Consider the following 19,238-nt stretch of genomic DNA (forward strand, 5'->3'; position numbering starts at 1 on the left):
CAACCTTTTTTATGAATCAATCATTTCACTGAATTCACCGGTTGCTGCTTTATTAATTTCTATTCAAAAAATCCAAGAATTGAATTAATAACGTACGCTTGTTCTTCTTCCGACAAGGTCGGATACATCGGTATACTAATACAGCCTTTATAATAATGCTCTGCTAATGGTCTGTCACCTTCTTTCCAGCCAAGATTACGATAATAAGGCATAATGTGTGAAGGTATATAATGTACTTGCGCCAGAATTCCCTTTTCATGCAAATATTTGTAAAGACCCAACCTGTTGTCTACTTCAATTATATATAAATGATACGCGTGGCCATCTACTATTCCTGACTGGCCCTTAATAAATTCAGCGTCTTTAAATGCATTAAAATAACGGGCAGCAATTTGTCTTCTTTTAGCAAGGTTATCGTCTATTCTTGTTAACTGACTATTGCCCAGTGCTGCCTGGAAATCGGTAAGCCTATAGTTATATCCTAAAGTTTGCATTTCCATATACCAGCCGGGGTAGGCATCCTGTCCTTCTGCTTGCTCTATACTGTTTAAATACAGATCGTTAGCTTTTACAATGCCGTGAGTTCTCAGTTGAAGCAACCGCTGATACATGTTTTCATCGTTAGTGGTTATCATACCACCTTCGCCACACGCAATGTGCTTGACCGGATGAAAAGAAAAAACCACTAAATCAGCAAAATTACCATTACCGCAATTTTGCCTTGTGTTGTTGGAGTCAATAAAGTATCCTCCCGGTGCATGGCAGGCATCTTCAACAATCCAAAGATTATATTCATCTGCCAGTTTGCGATATTCTTCCAGATCTACGGCTCTTCCGGCAAAATCAACCGGAATAATTCCTTTGTAAGTGCCTTTAGGAGCCTCTTCTAGGAGCTTTTTTACGGAATTGATATCTAACAGATAGGTCTCCGGGTCTATTTCTCCAAACACTACTTCTCCGCCACAATAACGCACACAATTGGCGGATGCAACAAAAGTGATGGGAGTAGTAATTACTTTATCTCCTTCCTTTACATTCAGAGCTAAAGCACATAAGTGTAAAGCAGCGGTACCGTTTGAAACAGCAACGGCATATTTAGCACCAATGTATTTAGCGAAATTGTCTTCAAACTCTTTTATTTTTGGCCCTTGTGTCAAATTAGGGCTTTTAAGTGTTTCAATAACAACAGCTATATCTTCTTCTGTTATATGTTGTTTTCCATATGGAATAGCGTTCATCTAAACTTCAAAGTTTGGGTCGACATGTTCTTTAATTAATCCTCTCAGGCTTTCAACAGTTTCCCAATCGGTGTTTTCAGCAGACGTATACTTAAATCCGATAGGTACTTTTACTGCATTGAACTGCGCAATGAAATCTTCGATTTTCCATTTATGTGTTGACGGCAGAATGGTAAAATACTTACCTAAATCGTAGGTCAGATAAGAGTCTGACTCGGTAATCATTTCTTCATGAATTTTTTCACCGGGCCTTATACCTACAATCTTAATTTCGCATTCAGGGGCTATTGCTTTGGCAACATCCAGAATCCGGTAGGAAGGAATTTTAGGAATAAACAATTCTCCTCCCCAGGCGTGTTCCAATGCGTGCATCACCATGTCTACACCTCCCTGCAAAGAAATATTGAAGCGAGTCATATCCGGGTCGGTTATCGGAATGATCCCCTCTTTTCTTTTATTAATAAAGAACGGAATTACAGATCCGTTAGAGCCCATTACGTTGCCGTATCGTACTACCGAGAATCTGATAGGATTCCATCCCTTAATATTATTGGCAGCTACAAACAACTTGTCAGATGCCAGTTTGGTAGCACCATATAGATTGATAGGGGCGCAGGCTTTATCGGTCGATAAGGCCACTACTCTTTCCACATCTGTTTCAAGGCAAGCATTAATGATATTCTCAGCACCTAAAACATTTGTTTTTACACATTCCATTGGGTTATACTCTGCAATATGAACGTGTTTCATGGCAGCAGCATGTATTACGTAATCAACACCCCTCAAGGCTCTTTTCAAACGTTCAAAATCTCGCACATCTCCAATGAAATATCTCATCTGAGGATACTTGCTGTCAGGATACTCCTGAGCCATCTGAAATTGCTTCTGCTCGTCTCTTGAAAAAATGATTAATTTCTTTATTTCAGGATGCTTAGACAAGATATGTTTCGTAAGGGCTTTCCCTAACGAGCCTGTGCCTCCTGTAATAAGGATTGATTTATCTTTTAAAGTAAATGACATAGAATCTGTTTTTTTGATTCAAAAAATACCAAAGATATAATCAGCCGCATTATACTCAGGATATTTTTAAGGTACCGCTCGTTGTTTAAGTAGCAATTTACGCTACAAAAGTAGTTAAGATTGAACTAAAAAAGAACAGAACCGACAACTACTTATGCGCTTCGTAAAAGGAGATATTTTATTAAACAAAAAGAGATGCCTGTAAGCATCTCTTTAAGAACCGAATTCTGAATATTTTTACTTAGTATTTGAGTAACGTTTTTGTACGGCATCCCAATCAACTACGTTCCAGAAAGTATCAATATAGTCCGGACGTTTATTCTGAAATTTCAGATAATAAGCGTGCTCCCATACATCAAGACCCAGAATTGGCGTGCCTTTCTTCTCTGCCACATCCATCAACGGGTTGTCTTGGTTAGGAGTAGAGGTAATGAAAAGTTTGCCTTCTCCATCTGTAACCAACCATGCCCAACCAGAACCGAAACGGCTGATAGCCGCTTTTTTGAATTCATCTTTGAAGGCATCAAATGAGCCCCAGGCCTCATCTATTGCTTTACCTAAAGTGCTTTGAGGAATACCACCGCCGTTTGGAGAAAGAATATTCCAGAATAAGTCATGATTGAAGTGTCCGCCACCGTTGTTTCTTACTGCAGCCGGATATTTGCTGATATCTGCCAGAAGTTCTTTTAGGCTTAAACCCTCTAAATCGGTACCTGCAATGGCATTATTGAGATTAGTTACATAAGCCTGGTGATGACGGTCATGGTGGATTTCCATTGTTGCTTTATCAAAATGAGGCTCCAGTGCATCACTTGCATAAGGGAGAGGATCGAGTGTGTATGCCATATCTTAAATTAAGTTTTAATTATTGAATGTCCTGATGAATTAGTGTTGAATATTACACTAAAGTATACTGGCTAAACGCGAACGACATAAATTATGTTCGCAAATCTCTGAAAAAATTCTTCAGCATAACCTCACAATCTTTTTCTAAAACGCCTTTTACAATACTGGTTTTCGGATGTAATATATTTGGAGTGACCTTTGAAAAACCACGCTTGGGGTCGGAAGCACCAAAGACTATTCTGTCTATCTGAGACCAATTCAAGGCTCCGGCACACATCACGCAAGGTTCTAGTGTTACATACAAAGTGCAGTCTTTCAGGTATTTGGCACCCAGAAATTGCGCAGCAGCCGTAATGGCAATAATTTCGGCATGGGCCGTAACATCGTTCAGTTGTTCTGTCTGGTTAGTGCCTTTACCTATAATTTTACTGCCGCCTGCAACTATTACTGCGCCAACCGGGATTTCTCCGGCTTCGCCTGATTGTATGGCCAAATCAAGAGCTTTAGCCATAAAGTATTCGTGCGAGTATAGAGGATAAGTGAGACCCAAATCAGTAGATAATTAATGGTTTAATGTACAAAAGTAGTCTGTCAGAAATTAAGCGCCGATTTTAATATCGTTATAAATTTTTTAACTTTATCTTAAAAATTAAAATTCAATATATTCATTTTTCATATAAACCGGTATGCTGTCATTTATATTGAAAATCAGAGATAGAATCTATTTTAAGCAGGCAATAAATTAGTGTACATAGTATAATGAATTATTCGGCTGAATAGCCATTCACTTTAATTAAACGACATTTGAAATTCCTATTACTTCTACGTAATTTCCTCTACAGTTTTTTGCTTAAAAAACACGGTGAAACCTATGCCAAAAGAGAATACAAATATGTGTTTGGAGGAATTCTGTTTTTGCATTACATGACTTTCTTAACAATTGTGGCTATGCTGCAATTCAAACTGAAATTGAAGTTTGTATTGATGGGAAAAGACTTCTATTCATTGATTTTCAATGGAATTATACTATTTGCTCCACTTTTGATTTTACTTAATATCATTCATAGATTGCTTCCTCCTTTAGATACTATTGATATTGAAGAATCAAGCACAAATGATAAAAAGAGAACGGTTATTATTTTCTTTGTATCCGGAATAATATTGTTATTTCTTGTTCCCTACTTTCTCTCAGTTATGTTAGAAAAAGTATAACCAATTTCATTTTTGACAAAGAGCAATCTTACAACCCAAACCTGGCCGATAACTCCAGCATCCTTTCAATAGGTTTTCTGGCTTCTTCAATAATTTCAGGCGATAAAGTTATTTCAGGCGTTTCGTCTCTCAGGCACAAATAGAGTTTCTCCAGGGTGTTAAGCTTCATGTGCGGGCAATCAGAACAAGCCTGGCAGGCATGTCCATTTTTTGATGTGGGCGCTACAATGAATTTCTTGTCGGGCGCGGCCTTTCTCATCTGATGCAAAATGCCCGATTCCGTTGCTACGATAAACTCTTTTTCAGGGCTCGTAATTACGTGCTTTAATAAGCCGGTGGTAGACCCGATATAATCAGCCAGCTGCAAAACCGATTGCTCGCTTTCCGGGTGAGCTACAACTTTGGCATTTGGGTGTTTGGCTTTCAAATCCTGAATCATTTTGCCTGAGAACGTCTCATGCACCATACAGGCTCCATCCCACAAAACCATGTCTCTCCCTGTAACCCGATTAATGTATCCACCCAGATTTTTGTCAGGTGCAAAGATTATCTTCTGGTCTTTCGGGAAACTCTCTACAATCTTAACCGCATTGCTACTGGTACAAACCACATCGGTCAATGTTTTCAACGCTGCAGAACAGTTCACATAAGAGATCACGATATGGTCGGGGTGTTGTGCTTTAAACGCAGCAAATTCATCTGCAGGAGCAGACTCCTCCAAAGAACAACCTGCGTTCATGTCAGGTAGAATCACTTTCTTTTGCGGAGATAATATCTTGGCTGTTTCTGCCATGAATCTTACACCGGCAAAAACAATCATGTCGGCATCTGTTTTAGCTGCCTGCTGCGAAAGCCCCAGGCTATCGCCAATATAATCGGCAATATCCTGAATTTCGGCTACCTGATAATAATGCACTAAAATAACAGCGTTCTTCTCTTTCTTCAATCGTGCTATTTCAGCTACATAATCAATATTTTCCTTTACCATCTTGATTCAATTGCGTATAACTGTCAATAAAACATAAAACCTTTCCAGATTTTAGCTGCAAAGATATTGTTACTTTTGTATCTTAATAATGCAATAACAATTTTTACTTAAGTAAAATCTCATTCTGATTGAAATAGTTTTCTGAGATAGACAATTGGACATGCTCTGACAGAAGATATTTGCCTGATTGGAAACAGAATTTGTTTAGTATTAAAATGATGTTTTAATTTGATAGAAAAAACCAGAATATGTTATCAAAAACCTTTGGGGCAGCGGTATATGGAGTAAATGCTACCTTGATAACAGTTGAAGTAAGTGTAGTACAAGGCATCGGTATGTCAATAGTAGGGCTTCCCGATGGAGCTGTGAAAGAAAGTCAACAACGTATTGATGCTGCGCTAAAAAACTGCAATTATCAGATTTCCAGACAAAAAACTGTCATTAACCTTGCACCTGCCGATATCCGGAAGGAGGGCTCAGCGTATGATTTACCTATGGCGATAGGCATCCTGACAGCCGGAGAGCTAATTAGTCCTGTTATAAATTTGGAAGAATACGTAATTCTGGGAGAGCTGGCTCTTGATGGTACACTGAGGCCTATTAAGGGAGTGCTGCCTATAGCTATAGAAGCCCGTAGGGATAAACTCAAAGGATTTATTCTGCCTGTTGAAAATGCCATAGAGGCATCAATCGTTAATAATCTGGATATTATCGGTGTACAAACCCTGACAGAAGCCATAGATTTCATAACGGGTGTAAAAGAAATAGAGCCTTTAATAACCGATACCCGCGATATTTTTTATAATTCGTTGAATGAATACGAAGCTGATTTTTCTCATGTACAAGGGCAGGAGAATATCAAAAGAGCTATGGAGATTGCGGCTGCCGGTGGGCATAATGTAATTATGATAGGCCCACCCGGAGCAGGTAAAACTATGCTTGCCAAGCGTATTCCATCTATATTACCTCCATTGACGCTTCATGAAGCGCTTGAAACCACCAAGATTCATTCTGTAGCAGGAAAACTGGGCGTAAAAGCATCACTGATTGCCCGTCGCCCTTTTCGTGCGCCGCATCATACTATTTCAGATGCGGCTTTGGTAGGAGGGGGAGGATTCCCTCAACCAGGAGAAATTTCGTTAGCACATAACGGTGTTTTATTTCTGGATGAACTGCCCGAGTTTAAGCGCACAGTACTTGAAGTAATGCGACAACCACTGGAGGAAAGAAAAGTGGTGATTTCCCGAACGCGGCAGGCGGTTGAGTTTCCGGCGAATTTTATGTTGATAGCAAGTATGAATCCTTGCCCCTGTGGCTTTTATAATCATCCCGAAAAAGAATGTACCTGCCCTCCCGGAACTGTCGGTAAATACCTGAACAAAATTTCCGGACCGCTACTGGATAGAATAGATTTACATGTTGAAGTTACACCCGTAAGTTTTGACCAGATTTCGTCAACCCGTAAGAATGAGTCATCAGCGGTTATCAGAGAAAGAGTAATCAGGGCGAGAGAGATACAAACACTTAGATTTGAAAAATACCCGGACATCTATTCGAATGCAATGATGCCGCCTGAAATGGTGAAAGAAATATGTGAAATAGGAGACGCAGGAAAAGCCCTTTTGAAAAAAGCTATGGAGCGTCTCGGTCTGTCTGCCAGAGCTTATGACAGAATTCTGAAAGTATCACGTACTATTGCTGACCTGGCAGATTCTGAGGAAATCCGTATAGAACATCTGGCAGAGGCTATCCAGTTCAGAAGTCTGGATAGGGAAAACTGGGCGGGATAACTAATGATTGTCTTTAAAATTCAATAAAAATAATCGGGTAAGAGAAACAAAATGAGAATAAAGAAGTTGCAAGTGTAAAACCACAATTTCAAAGTCTGTTGTTATTATAACCTGGATCAGGATATAAAAGAAATAGTTTCACAGTACGGATAAATTAGATATCGGTTATTTAAAAAAACACAACAAAATTTCTTTGCTATAGTAAAGTTTTTAGACATTGCTATTGAAAAGGAAAATACTGAAGAGTTGGTTTATGAGAATTTTATATGTTGTCGATGAAAATATTTCAACGAGTTCGGGGGTGGTTCAAAAGATAAAATCTAAAATTGATTTTTGGGAAAAAGAAGGACACGCCGTCAAATTAATATCGTTGAGATCAGAAAGCTGGGATTGTGCAATACCTAAAGGAAAAGTCTTGTCTCTTTTTGAAAGAAAGGTATTCAATAAAATAGTTAATTTTTTTAAAGTTGCGAAATTACTTCAAGCTGAAATTGATGAATTTTGTCCCGATATCATATATTCAAGATTTATTTTTTACAGGCCTTTTCTTGTCAGTGCTTTAAAGTCTAGGTGCAGGTATGTAGTTGAGTTAAATACAATTGACGTTGAAGAACTCAAAATTCGTAATTTAATTGCTTATTATTACAATTTACTTACCAGACATTTCTTTCTGCAAAATGCTTCGGCGTTTATATCTGTTACAAATGAAATACTATCTCATGCTTCTTTCCGGAAGTTCAAAAAGGCTAGATGTGTTATTGGAAATGGGATAGATACAACTAAATTTATTGATGCCGTCAGGCAAAATGATGATAAATTAAACCCAAAGAATATCGTATTTATTGGTTCACCAAATCAGACATGGCATGGACTGGATAAGATACTTTATTTAGCAACCAAATGCCAGGATTATGTATTTCATATCATTGGCCCACCCCTTCAGAATCTTGAAACATTGGGCGAATACAAAAATCAGATAAACGTGAAAGTCTATGGGTATTTAGATGAAATAGCTGCGAGAAAAATTATCCGGGAATGCCAAATAGGTATATCTACTTTGGCTTTGCACAGGAAGAGTATGAAGGAGGCCTGTCCATTGAAATCAAGACAATATTTGTCACAAGGATTACCAATGATTGTCGGGTATAATGACCCGGATTTTTCTAATCAGTCGTTTGTTCTGAATATCGGAAACTATGAAGATAATATTAAGGATAATTTACAAAAAATCAGACGTTTTATATCCTCTGCAGCAAGTATTTCTCCTAAACTGATCGTGAAATTTACAAAAGAAAATCTGGATGTTATCAAAAAGGAAAAAACAAGATTAGATTTTCTGGAAAAAATTAAAAATGAGGAATAATCCCTGATCGGCCAAAAAAGCAATTAAAAAAGAGGAGTAGCCAATGAAAGCTACTCCTCCTATATAACATAAAAATAACACTAAACTTTCCAGCCTTCGCGGTAGGTGGTTCTGCCTACAAACTGATTAGCTTCTTCCAGGTTAGTGATTCTTGTGTTTTCACCATCCCAAAGCAGTTTTTTGCGTGCATAGAACTCGGCTTGTCCCTTACTGTTTTCTCTTTTGAGCATATAGCTTCTGATGGCTAAGTTACCCATCAAAACTGTTTCGGTCATAGGTCCGGCATAGTCAAAAGAAGAAGTTAAGCCTTTGTGTTCTGTACTGTTAAATCCTGCTTTACAAGCATCTACCCATCTGCGTTGGTGGCCGTATTCAGGTTCAATATCTTTCGGTAAGTCAGGACCCAATTCTCTGGTACCATCGTTCAGAAACAATTTCGGCATCATCGGAGAGCTATCATTAATGTTAGTAGTTATGATACCCTTCTCACCAATAATCATTACACCGTTGCTGCTATTGGTTCCTCCTATGTCTTCATTAGCCGGAATAATGTCCGGGTGAGCAGGTTTGATACCTCCATCGCTCCAGGTCATTTCAATGGGCGACTTGCTTTTAGCAGTAGCACCAAAATGAAGGGTGATAAACGAAGAAGCAGGGCAACCCTCAGGATTATACTCCGGTGCCCACATTTTTGTATAAACTGCGGCTACGCTACATTCAGCATCAGTCGGATATTTTAAACCCAACGTTCTGAACGGAATGTCTATTAAGTGGCAACCCACATCGCCCAAAGCTCCTGTACCGTAATCCCACCAGCCTCTCCAGCCGAAAGGGTGCAGATTCGGTATATAAGGTTTGTATTCATTTGGCCCGAGCCACAGGTTCCAGTCTAAATCTTTTGGTTTCAGGCTGTCGTCTGGTTTAGGCATAGCATTACCTTGTGGCCATACAGGTCGGTTTGTCCAGATTTGTACTTTAGCTATTTTACCTAATTTACCTGAATCCACCCAGGCTTGTACAGTTTTCAGCAAAGGATTCGATGCCCCCTGATTACCCATCTGGCTTACAATTTTATATTTTCTGGCCATTTCGGTCAGTAACCTCGCCTCACGGATGTTATGCGTCATAGGTTTCTGCACATACACATGTTTGCCGCGCTCCATAGCAAAAGATGCTGCCGGGCCATGCACGTGGTCTGGTGTAGAAATGGTAACTGCATCAATGTCTTTTTGTTTGTCAAACATTTCGCGGTAGTCAGCATAAAGTTTGGCATTGGGGAATTGCTTGACAGTTTCTTTGGCAGAACCTGAAAAGTCAACATCGCATAAGGCAACAATTCTTTCTCTGCCTTTCACAGAAGCATTGGTGATGTCGCTTCGGCCTTTGCCACCGGCGCCGATAGCCGCAATATTAAGCTGGTCACTAGGGGAGATAAACCCGATTCCACCAAGTACATTCCGGGGAACTATAAAAAAAGAAGAGGCAATAGCTCCTTTTTTAATAAATTCTCTCCGGGATTCATTTGATTTCTCTTTCATTTTTAGAATTCCGTATTTAGGATTGAATAATTACGCTTTGTATCGGCAGATGCGGTTTAAATGTACACGCCAATTTTGCTTCGCTAATGTAAAGAATTTATACTCAATTACATGCAGCGGGCTGTAAATTTATTGCAATTTTAACTGACCGGTAGCTTAATAAGTTAGTGTCACATTGTTTTACTTTTCATATTTCAGTACTCTGTTAGCCCAGGGAATGAAATGTTGCATATTCGGCCAATCGGTGTGCCCTCCGTCGTGTTGTCGCCAAGCCAGGTGTCCTTCCAGCATATCCGTATTAACCGGGGGCATTTTTTCCTTCTGGTAGTCATTCGAAACACTCATATCTTTGGCTCCTAATAGTTTAAATACAGTACCTGCGGCTACGGTTGCCATATAACTGCCCTGTTGGTCGAGCCATTTGGCATCTCCTTTTTCGGGTATTCCGTAGCTGATAAAGGTAGGTCTTGGTGCACAAAGCGCAATTAATTCGTGAGAATCTACTGGTAAATCACAACCCGTTTTTTTACCGGAAGAGGCTTCATCAGCTCCGTATTTCATATAGTTACCGGCCATCCAGTAGTAGAAGCCTCCGGTAAGGTTTTCAACGGCTTCCCCAAATACCCGGCGGTGCAGGGTAGAACCGCCTTTGCCCGAAGAGCCAATGAGCCCAATGGCAAAGCGTGGCTCAAAAGCCAATGTAACTAAAGCGGCCTTGCCATAGCGTGAAACCCCTTCAATACCTACCCGTTTGGCATCAACGGCCGGGTCAGTTTCCAGATAATCGAGCCCGCGGGCTGCGCCCCATGCCCAAGCTCGCAAGGCTCCCCACTCGTCAGGTTTCCGCGGTTGCCCCTTATTGACTAGTCCGATGATACCTCTGGTCATTCCTGCTCCGTTATCAGCCTGAATACTTGCAGGGTCAATGGTTACATATCCCCAGCCTGCTGCAAGCAATTGTTCAGTAGATGGCGACTCACCCGATATAGGCGGTGCAAAGAAATTAGGGCCGGGTAGCCGGGTAACAGGAGTATAAGCAGGATACTGGTCAAAAATGGCTTTCAGAGAGGGGTCATGCTTGATCATCATGTCTTTAAAAACGGCATTGAGCTTTTCCATGTGCTCAGGGCCCGGTTGTGCCGGAGCAGGGAATGACGGCCGGCCAAACATCATCAATACAGGTACCGGGCCTTTTACATTGGTCGGTACCACCAGCATCATGTTGATATCTACATTGATGAGCGGGTATTCGCTGTTATCCACATGGCCAATTATCTGCTTGGCTATCACGGGTATACGGCTCACTACTTCTTTGTCAGTTATTTTCACCGTCCAGGTTATAGTAGGTATTTTTTTCGGTAAGCGGCCATACACTTCCCTTTCAATATCTTCTATCAGTTCCGGACGGCGTTTATTCCACCAGTCCTCAGGAGTAGTTACTTTTTTGCCGCTTTTGAGGGTAAGCGCATCAGGTAGCACAGGACATGGATTCGCCAACGCCTCATCATAATTAGCACGGTTCGGAGCAGATTCATTGCCGCTAGGGCCGGGTCTTAAGCGTTTAATGCCCAATTGCTGCATCATGTTTTCACGGTCTTGCTGATCGGTAAAAGTTACCGGAGGTGTTAAACCGCTGGCAGAAGAGGCAACATTTTGTGCCATTGCGCCTGCCGATAATAACATCAGGACAAAGAAAATTCTTTTCATTGTTTTATAAGGTTGAATAGTTTCTTTTGAAAAGGCAGTTTGGGATTGCGGAACTGTCAGGGAGTATCAATATTCTGATTTAAAGCTAAATCGGAAAGTGGGGAATTCAAAGTTATTAAGAATTTTTGTGTAGTGCGGACTTCTTACAGGGATTAGAATGTCTGGTAGATAATAGAAATTTAGTGAAGGCGGTTCTCTATATCCATGCGTACATGCAGTATACGGATGATTTCTATTATATTGTCAGAGGCCATTCTATAAAAAATATAGTGCTTGCCATAAAGTGTTTTTCTATAACCAGGCAGCACATGGTCAATAGTTTTTCCAATTATGTTTCTATTGGCTATCAATTCGAAGCAAGATAATATGCCTTCGATATATTTTTCTGCCTGTTCAATAGACCATTCGCGAATCGTATATTCCCAAATATCCTCTAAGTCCTGTTGAGCAAGTTGTGAAATTCTGTATTCCGGCATATCAACCCAGGGATTTTTGTCTTAATTTTTCCTGAAATACCTTTGGGTTAAAATCTTCAATAAATCCGCTTTGCTCGCCTTCAATCAATGCTTGTCTCAATAGCTTAAGCTTCTCTTCTTCCTGTTCCAGCAAACGTAACCCGGCTCTAACCACTTCACTTGTTGAGGCGTAACGACCTGCTTCAATCTGTCTCTGAATAAAGGAGTCAAAATGAGGCCCTATAGATATGGATGTATTTTTGCTCATGGTTCAAATTGTTACTTAAACAAAAGTACCAAAAATTGGTAACTCTGACAAATAGCAGATACTAAATAAACAAAAAGAGAAACACCCGGTGTTTCTCTTTTTGTTGGCGTTTATTCCTGCACATCACCCGAATAGAATTGGAGCAATTTCTGCTGGTAGCGCACCTGTATGGTGGCCCGGGCTACATTCACTTTGGCAGATGCCAGAGAGTTTTGTGCGGTGAATAAATCAATTAAAGTGGCGAGCCCATTCTGAAAGCGACCTTCCTGTAATTCGAAGGCGGCTTGTGCAGCAGATAGCTGTGCCTGTGCGGTTGTGTGTTGTTGTTGTGCGGTTTCGTAGTCGGTCAAGGCTTGGTTTATTTCGGCTCTGATCTGGTCTTGTCTGTCCTGAATATCCAGTAGGCGATTAGTTTCTTCTATGCGGTTTTTGGCTACAGCCGTTTTGGTCTGGTTGCGGTCAAAAATATTCCAGACCAGACTTAAGCCCGCATATACGTTCACCTGATTGCCTAACTGGCGCAGTATATTGCGCTGCTCAATGGTGCTGAGCACATCATTGCCATTGATATTCTGTTGGAACAGATGGCGGCCTGCGGTGGTCAATCCACCGGAAGCAACCAGCTGAGGTTTTAAATTGGCCTGAATAATCGGTGTTCTCAGGGCAATAGCCTCTCTTTGTTGTTTCAGCGTTAATAGATCGTTTCGTCTGCTATAAGCAGAACTTAATAATTCCTGCGATGAATGGTCTGGCAGACTTTCTTCAGGTAATTCCTGAAAATCATATTCTCCAGCCGGAAGATTCAATCGACGAATCAGGAAAATCTTATGGCTTTGCAATAAGTTTCTGGCAGCTATTACCTGTTGTTCATCCAGACGTGTCTGGGCTTGCTGTTGGTAAAGTTCGTTAGATAATCTTAAACCAGCTTTCACCAAATCTGTCAGTACAGTGTCACGTTCTTTAGAAAGGTGCCAGTTCTGAGTGGTAATCTCAATCAGTCGTCTGTCCAGCGACAATTGCAGAAAAGCCAGACTTAAATCGTTCGTCAGTTGCTGGCGCGTAAACTTAAGCTGAGAATTAGCCGCTTCTTCTGTTTTTTCAGATACCAGCACCTGATGCTTACGGGCAGCTCCATCGGCTAAAACATAATTACTGTTAGCCTGTAGGGTTAACCCAGTGTAAGTACTTGCTACCAATGATGGTGTAGCCACGGTAAGCAGGTTGCTACCGGATTGAAAATTGAAACCCCCATTGAATGTTGCATTGGGCAGAAACAGATTCTTGCTGCCGTAAACATCCCACTTGGCAGTTTCTACATTATTCTGAGCCTTTTTAATACCAACATTCTGTTGCATGGCTGTTTGAAGAGCCTCCTGAAAACTTAATGTTTTAACCTGTGCCGAAAGTGTAAACCCACAGCACCATATACCTAAAAACAATATGACTTTGTTCATTATTTCATTGCAGGTTTGTTAACCACTTTTACCAGTGAGCTGTCTATTAATGAATTCCCGATATTCAGAGCCACTACATCTCCTTCGTTCAAGCCGGAGTAAACACGATATTGCAGCCCGTCTCCCGTACCGATTTTTATAGGTCGGTAGAAAATACGGTTATCTTTAATAACAGGTGCGAAGTATTTATCTCCTTTTACTACCAATGCCTGTGCCGGAATACTCAGGAACTCCTGAACAGGCAAACGAATCAATACTTTCAGAAAGCTGCCGGCCAATATCTGATTATTGGCATTGTTGTATTCAATCTCGGCCAGCATCATGCGTGTGCGGGCATCAAGCTCGTGTGTCATTCGAGTAATGTTCGCATGCAGGGTATCTGCTGACCCCGGTACAAGAATATCGACAGGAGTACCGGGACGGACAGTTCCGGCATCAGCCTGTTCTACAAAAATGGTGATTCTCAGACGATTGACCTGTGAAATCGTAACTACAGGCAAGGCACTGGTTTGTGATGAGGTAGCCGCCTGTAGCAAAGCGCCGACGTCAGCATAACGCGCTGAAACATTACCGGCAAACGGAGCTTTAATGGTGGTATAAGAGAGTTTCTCCTTTTGTGCGTCCAGACGTGCTTTGGCCATTTCAACATCAGCACGTGCTTTGTCGGTTTCCTGTTCGGTTACATATTTTTTAGCCAGTAAAGACTCAACCCTGTGCAAGTAGCTTTGCTTCTGTTTCAAATCAGCTTCAAGAGCCAGTTTTTCTTGTTCTAAATCAGGCGACTCGATGACAGCAATCGTTTGGCCTGCCTTTACATTTTGTCCCTTATCTACATATAGTTTTTGCAGGTAACCGCTTATTTTGGCAAAAAGTGTTACCGACTGATACGGGCGTGCCTCAGCCGATAGCATAAGGGTTTTTCCTGACTTTTGCTGGCTGATAGTAATAGTGGTTACCGAGGTAGCCTCATTTGACTTTGCAACTGGTGGTTCGGCAGAATCAGCCCGGTTAATCACAAAAAACCCAACTCCGATGGTAATCAGGATTATAGTCAATAATCCTATCCGGCGAAGATTTTGTTGATTTTTCATTTGATGTATTGTTTTTGAATGTCTGTTTTATTTCGTTGTTCAATAGGTTATGCTACTGCTTCAGCTTTATCTTCCTGATCTTCCAGAAGGCTCACTCTAGCTTTTGCCTTACCTCTATATAAACCTGCATAAACCGCTGGTACTATAAAGAGCGTAAAGAGCGTGGCAATAATCAAGCCGCCGATTACGGCACGAGCCAAGGGGGCGTTTTGCTCTGAGCCTTCTCCCAAACCAATAGCCATCGGAATCATACCGAGCACCATAGCAAGGGCTGTCATCAGGATAGGGCGCATACGTACTTTCCCGGCCTCTATAACAGCTTTCAGCACCGGATATCCTTCTGCCCGTAAATCGTTGGCATAACTTACCAACAGCGTTGCGTTGGAAGCAGCGATACCTACTGCCATGATAGAACCCATCAGCGATACTACGTTGATAGTAGTACTTGTAGCAAAAAGGAACAGAATAATACCCATTAATGCTCCGGGGATAGACACCAGTACGATAAGCGGGTCTTTTAATGACTGGAACAATACCACCATTAGCACATATACCAACAGAATAGCCAAAACAAGGCCCTGTGCCATATTTGTGAATGATTCATTCATTACCTGTCCCTGTCCGCGTACATTGATACTGAATCCTTTAGGCAGTTGACCCATGTTTTTCACGATACGCTCGATATCTGCCGACACCGAACCTAAATCCCGGTCTTCCACATTGGCAGACACATTGAGTACCCGCTGGATATTCTCATGGTTAATCTGGCTGGGCATCACACTTGGTTTTATGTCAGAAACATTTCGTACGGTCTGTGCAATTTGTCGCGGTACATCTGTAGGCTGCAAGGTCGAATTACTATTCAACGCACTGGCCGCCGAATTAGTAGTCAGCGGCAGATTCATCAAATCACTGATTGACTGAATCTTGCTCAATGGGGTTTTTACTACCACCGTGTAGTTAACATTATTGGCAGGGTTCAGGAAATAAGAAGGAGCAAACAAACCACTCGACGAAAGATTCACCAACAGGTTGCTGGCTACATCTCTCTGGCTCAGTCCAACCTGTGCTGCCCTGATACGGTCAACGTCTACTTTTAACGTAGGGTAATCCAGAACCTGCTTAATGGTAACATCTTTTAATCCTGCTACTTTTTTGAGCGAATCTCTCAACACTTTGGCCATTTCATAACCTTTGTTATAATCAGTTACTTCAACCTGCACATCAATAGGTGAGCTTAATCCGAAGTTCAGTACCTGACCCACCATATCGGCAGTCTGGAAATATGACTGCGTTCCGGGGAATTCGTTATTTAATACTTCTCTTATTTTATTGCGGTAAATTTCTGTCGGTTTGTGGTCTTTCTTCAGGGCAATCATGATTTCAGCATCCATGCCGTTCACGTTGTCCGACTGAACGTAGGCGAGGTTAAAGAATATCGGCACACCTATATTAGCACTGATCGTACTTAATTCTTCCGGCGGAACAATCTTCCGCACAGCCTCTTCAATTCTTTCTACATATTTTTCTGTCTCTTCAATTCGGGTGCCAAATGGTGCCCTGAAATGCAGTTTCATGAATCCTGTATCGGTAGTCGGGAAAAAGTCAGTACCCACCTTTGGTGTAATTAATACAACCGTAAGCACCACCAATACCAACGAAACAATTAATAAGAAGCCTTTATGTTTAAGCATTTTGCCTAAACGGCTTGCATAGGTATTCTGTAAGCGTTCAAACTGCACATCTCTCCAACGGTCGAATCTGGTAGCATGCGCTTCATGCGAATCTGCCGAAAGCATCAATCTTGATAGCAAAGGAACAAGCGTTCTTGACAGCACATAAGATGTAAGCATGGCTACCACTACTGATAGTGCCATCGGCACAAACAGAAATCCGGCCGGGCCGGTAATGAACAATACCGGAATAAACACGATACAGATAGACAAGGTGGCAACCAATGCCGGTGTGGCAATTTCGGCGGCACCGTCTAATATGGCTCGTACGAGTGATTTACCCATGCCTAATTGGCGGTGGATACTCTCAATGGCCACCGTGGCGTCATCGACCAACATACCTACGGCTAATGATAAACCTCCGAGGGTCATGATGTTGAGCGAGTTACCTGTCAGGTCTAATACAACGATGGCTGTCAGAATAGCCAAAGGAATAGAAGTGATAACGATAAACACGTTTCTCCAGTTGCCCAGGAAGCCGAAAATCATCAAACCTACCAGAAATATGGCCAGAACCATTTCATGTAATACGTTATCTATTGCGGCACTCACAAAGAAACTCTGGTCGAAATCAGTTGTTATTTCCAGCCCCTCCGGTGCTACTTCTTTTATTTTGGGAATCATGTTTTTTGATGATTCCACAATAGTAAGGGTAGAAGCACTTGATTTCCGTAGGATAGTCAGATAACTGGCATGTTTGCCGTTAATCCTTACAATATTGGTTGGGTCTGCAAATGAGTCGGATATTTTGCCGATGTCTTCAATCTTAATAGTCTGACCGTTAATTACCTTTACGGGTATATCATAGAACTGCTCAACCGTACTGGGACTGGCATTCAGGGCAATGTTGTATTCGGTTTCTCCCATGCGGGCTGTGCCGGCAGGGAGGATAACGTTTGAGCTTTGCAGGGCAGAGATAACATCAGCCGCCGACAGGCCCTTCGCAATCAATTGCGCGGGGTCAATGTCAATGTTAATCTGGCGTTGTTTACCCCCATAGACACCGGGTGTCTGAAGACCCGGAATGGTGAATAGACGAAGGCGCAGGAAATTGTTGGTGTAGTCGGCTACGGCATCTTCTCCCATGGTTTCACTCGAAATAATCATGTGTAACACCGGGAGGTTAGAAGCATTATAGGGCAGCAAAACGGGTGGCTGCATACCTGGGGGCATCTGACGAAGGGCAGTAGAAGATACCGCCGAAATCTGCGCCAATGCCTGACCTAAGTCTGTACCGGGCTGAAAATACACACGTAACAGACCAATACCCGGAATAGAGCTTGACTCAATACGTGATACCCCCTGCACCTGAGAAGAGATACCGCGTTCGTTATTAATCACAACCCGGCGCTCCATATCCTGAGCCGAAAGACCCGGATACGCCCATACTATATTTACTACAGGTATATCAATTTTTGGAAAAATATCCGTTTGCATGGAACGGATTGCCATAACACCTCCGAGCATCATCAAAAAAGCCATGACTGCAATGGTATAGGGGCGATTGAGTGCTAATCGAACAATCCACATAAGAAATATTTAGGTTTTAATAATAAGTAATACAATAGCTGCTTAGTTCAGCACAGACGGGCCGATTTCCCACACAGCTAAATTTTCCTGCAAATGTTTTTCCGACGACGTACCCGGAATCGGAATAATATTTGGCAATTTTTCCAGCAGCCACAACAACGATAATTGTGGTAGCGTGATGCCCATTTCTATAGCTTTTTGTTGATACTTGGGTGTTTTTTCGGTATCTATCATAGCCGTCGGGCAATACGCAATAAAAGCAATGTTTTCGCTGGCACAGGTTTGAGCAAATTTCAGATGTGTCTGGTTAGCAATGCTCAGTGAGTTCTGAACCGATACAATGTTGGTAATGCTCTGTGCCAACCGCAATTGCCCGGCTGTAACATTCGAAAGACCGATTTCTCTGATTTTCCCCTGTTTCTTTAAAGTAGCAAGCATCCATATCGACTCTTCAATGGGTACTTCCGGATCTACGTGGTCAAGCTGGTATAAATCAATGGTTCCTACATTTAGGCGGCGCAGGCTGGCTTCAACCGCGGTTTTCAGATACCCCGGCTTGCCGCTGGCAAATATTTTTCCGGGTGCATATTTAACAGAACCGCCCTTGGTAGCCACTATTACCTTATGTTTAAAAGGCTCTATGGCTTCGGCAAGAATCAGCTCTGAGCAACCCGGACCGTAGGCATCTGAAGTGTCGAAAAAATTGACACCCAGCTCATAGGCTTTTCGTATCAGTCTAACCACCGCCTGCCGGTCGGTTGGTTCACCCCATGAACCTGCCCCTGTAGTAGCCCGCATAGTACCTAGACCGACGCGGTTAATTACTAGGGAATCACCTATAGTAAATTGTTTATTAAAAATTTCCATGAAGGCTTTAAAAGAAAATACCCTACAAAGTTCTGATTGTAAAGGAGGTTAGTCACGGTAAGTTTTGAACGAAGAATGGTAAAAATCAAAGATACAGGGATTAAAAAGGGAATAATTATATAATTATACTGAGATTAA

General features: G+C 41.7%; 16 protein-coding genes. 3 read left to right on the plus strand and 13 right to left on the minus strand.

What is annotated here, in order from left to right:
- Window positions 1–59: 59 nt before the first annotated feature.
- From pseC to AC1RRY_RS00385, 4 genes are all read right to left on the minus strand, one after another.
- Window positions 60–1,238, minus strand: a complete 1,179-nt coding sequence (gene pseC, locus AC1RRY_RS00370) for a UDP-4-amino-4,6-dideoxy-N-acetyl-beta-L-altrosamine transaminase (RefSeq protein ID WP_492819107.1) — start codon at window positions 1,236–1,238, stop codon at window positions 60–62.
- A complete protein-coding gene (pseB, locus tag AC1RRY_RS00375; protein ID WP_492819105.1) occupies window positions 1,239–2,258 on the minus strand; it encodes a UDP-N-acetylglucosamine 4,6-dehydratase (inverting) in 1,020 nt (339 codons plus the stop codon). It lies immediately after the preceding gene.
- Between the two features lie 237 nt (window positions 2,259–2,495).
- The gene (locus AC1RRY_RS00380; protein ID WP_492819103.1) at window positions 2,496–3,104 is read right to left on the minus strand and encodes a superoxide dismutase; all 609 of its coding nucleotides are present in this window, start codon (window positions 3,102–3,104) and stop codon (window positions 2,496–2,498) included.
- A 91-nt stretch (window positions 3,105–3,195) separates the two neighbouring features.
- The gene (locus tag AC1RRY_RS00385; RefSeq protein WP_492819101.1) at window positions 3,196–3,654 is read right to left on the minus strand and encodes a nucleoside deaminase; all 459 of its coding nucleotides are present in this window, start codon (window positions 3,652–3,654) and stop codon (window positions 3,196–3,198) included.
- Window positions 3,655–3,908: 254 nt separating this feature from the next.
- On the opposite strand from AC1RRY_RS00385, the gene AC1RRY_RS00390 reads away from it, so the two are divergent.
- On the plus strand, window positions 3,909–4,316 hold the full coding sequence (locus AC1RRY_RS00390) for a hypothetical protein (RefSeq protein ID WP_492892818.1): 408 nt from the start codon (window positions 3,909–3,911) through the stop codon (window positions 4,314–4,316).
- Window positions 4,317–4,344: 28 nt separating this feature from the next.
- On the opposite strand, the gene nadA is transcribed toward AC1RRY_RS00390, so the two are convergent.
- Window positions 4,345–5,304, minus strand: coding sequence for a quinolinate synthase NadA (gene nadA / locus AC1RRY_RS00395; RefSeq protein ID WP_492819097.1), 960 nt, complete (start codon window positions 5,302–5,304; stop codon window positions 4,345–4,347).
- Between the two features lie 248 nt (window positions 5,305–5,552).
- On the opposite strand from nadA, the gene AC1RRY_RS00400 reads away from it, so the two are divergent.
- Together AC1RRY_RS00400 and AC1RRY_RS00405 are read left to right on the plus strand one after the other, a co-directional pair.
- The gene (locus AC1RRY_RS00400; protein WP_492819095.1) at window positions 5,553–7,094 is read left to right on the plus strand and encodes a YifB family Mg chelatase-like AAA ATPase; all 1,542 of its coding nucleotides are present in this window, start codon (window positions 5,553–5,555) and stop codon (window positions 7,092–7,094) included.
- A 253-nt stretch (window positions 7,095–7,347) separates the two neighbouring features.
- Window positions 7,348–8,457: a glycosyltransferase gene (locus tag AC1RRY_RS00405; protein ID WP_492819094.1), complete on the plus strand. Its 1,110-nt coding sequence runs from the start codon at window positions 7,348–7,350 to the stop codon at window positions 8,455–8,457.
- Window positions 8,458–8,537: 80 nt separating this feature from the next.
- On the opposite strand, the gene AC1RRY_RS00410 is transcribed toward AC1RRY_RS00405, so the two are convergent.
- From AC1RRY_RS00410 to AC1RRY_RS00445, 8 genes are all read right to left on the minus strand, one after another.
- Window positions 8,538–9,995, minus strand: a complete 1,458-nt coding sequence (locus tag AC1RRY_RS00410) for a Gfo/Idh/MocA family protein (protein ID WP_492819092.1) — start codon at window positions 9,993–9,995, stop codon at window positions 8,538–8,540.
- Between the two features lie 180 nt (window positions 9,996–10,175).
- Entirely contained in the window at window positions 10,176–11,702 is a 1,527-nt protein-coding gene (locus AC1RRY_RS00415) for an alpha/beta hydrolase family protein (protein ID WP_492819090.1), read from the minus strand.
- A 179-nt stretch (window positions 11,703–11,881) separates the two neighbouring features.
- Window positions 11,882–12,178 carry a type II toxin-antitoxin system RelE/ParE family toxin gene (locus AC1RRY_RS00420; protein WP_492819088.1) on the minus strand — a complete coding sequence of 99 codons (297 nt, stop codon included), beginning with the start codon at window positions 12,176–12,178 and terminating at the stop codon, window positions 11,882–11,884.
- A gap of 1 nt (window position 12,179) precedes the next feature.
- Window positions 12,180–12,425, minus strand: coding sequence for a type II toxin-antitoxin system ParD family antitoxin (locus tag AC1RRY_RS00425; protein WP_492819087.1), 246 nt, complete (start codon window positions 12,423–12,425; stop codon window positions 12,180–12,182).
- A gap of 110 nt (window positions 12,426–12,535) precedes the next feature.
- Window positions 12,536–13,879: a TolC family protein gene (locus tag AC1RRY_RS00430; protein WP_492819085.1), complete on the minus strand. Its 1,344-nt coding sequence runs from the start codon at window positions 13,877–13,879 to the stop codon at window positions 12,536–12,538.
- A complete protein-coding gene (locus AC1RRY_RS00435) occupies window positions 13,879–14,970 on the minus strand; it encodes an efflux RND transporter periplasmic adaptor subunit (RefSeq protein WP_492819083.1) in 1,092 nt (363 codons plus the stop codon). Before AC1RRY_RS00435 ends, AC1RRY_RS00430 begins: the two co-directional genes overlap by 1 nt.
- 47 nt (window positions 14,971–15,017) lie before the next feature.
- Window positions 15,018–18,233: an efflux RND transporter permease subunit gene (locus AC1RRY_RS00440; RefSeq protein ID WP_492819081.1), complete on the minus strand. Its 3,216-nt coding sequence runs from the start codon at window positions 18,231–18,233 to the stop codon at window positions 15,018–15,020.
- Between the two features lie 42 nt (window positions 18,234–18,275).
- Complete coding sequence (locus AC1RRY_RS00445) at window positions 18,276–19,100, minus strand: aldo/keto reductase (RefSeq protein ID WP_492819079.1); 825 nt, start codon at window positions 19,098–19,100, stop codon at window positions 18,276–18,278.
- Window positions 19,101–19,238 lie beyond the last annotated feature (138 nt).

It is taken from the genome of Emticicia sp. GW821-FHT11C11, from assembly GCF_058808615.1.

Coding starts and splice junctions, on each gene's coding strand:
- pseC (WP_492819107.1), bottom strand. CDS start 1,238: ATGAACGCTATTCCATATGGAAAACAACATATAACAGAAGAAGATATA.
- pseB (WP_492819105.1), bottom strand. CDS start 2,258: ATGTCATTTACTTTAAAAGATAAATCAATCCTTATTACAGGAGGCACA.
- AC1RRY_RS00380 (WP_492819103.1), bottom strand. CDS start 3,104: ATGGCATACACACTCGATCCTCTCCCTTATGCAAGTGATGCACTGGAG.
- nadA (WP_492819097.1), bottom strand. CDS start 5,304: ATGGTAAAGGAAAATATTGATTATGTAGCTGAAATAGCACGATTGAAG.
- AC1RRY_RS00400 (WP_492819095.1), top strand. CDS start 5,553: ATGTTATCAAAAACCTTTGGGGCAGCGGTATATGGAGTAAATGCTACC.
- AC1RRY_RS00405 (WP_492819094.1), top strand. CDS start 7,348: ATGAGAATTTTATATGTTGTCGATGAAAATATTTCAACGAGTTCGGGG.
- AC1RRY_RS00410 (WP_492819092.1), bottom strand. CDS start 9,995: ATGAAAGAGAAATCAAATGAATCCCGGAGAGAATTTATTAAAAAAGGA.
- AC1RRY_RS00415 (WP_492819090.1), bottom strand. CDS start 11,702: ATGAAAAGAATTTTCTTTGTCCTGATGTTATTATCGGCAGGCGCAATG.
- AC1RRY_RS00420 (WP_492819088.1), bottom strand. CDS start 12,178: ATGCCGGAATACAGAATTTCACAACTTGCTCAACAGGACTTAGAGGAT.
- AC1RRY_RS00425 (WP_492819087.1), bottom strand. CDS start 12,425: ATGAGCAAAAATACATCCATATCTATAGGGCCTCATTTTGACTCCTTT.
- AC1RRY_RS00430 (WP_492819085.1), bottom strand. CDS start 13,879: ATGAACAAAGTCATATTGTTTTTAGGTATATGGTGCTGTGGGTTTACA.
- AC1RRY_RS00435 (WP_492819083.1), bottom strand. CDS start 14,970: ATGAAAAATCAACAAAATCTTCGCCGGATAGGATTATTGACTATAATC.
- AC1RRY_RS00440 (WP_492819081.1), bottom strand. CDS start 18,233: ATGTGGATTGTTCGATTAGCACTCAATCGCCCCTATACCATTGCAGTC.
- AC1RRY_RS00445 (WP_492819079.1), bottom strand. CDS start 19,100: ATGGAAATTTTTAATAAACAATTTACTATAGGTGATTCCCTAGTAATT.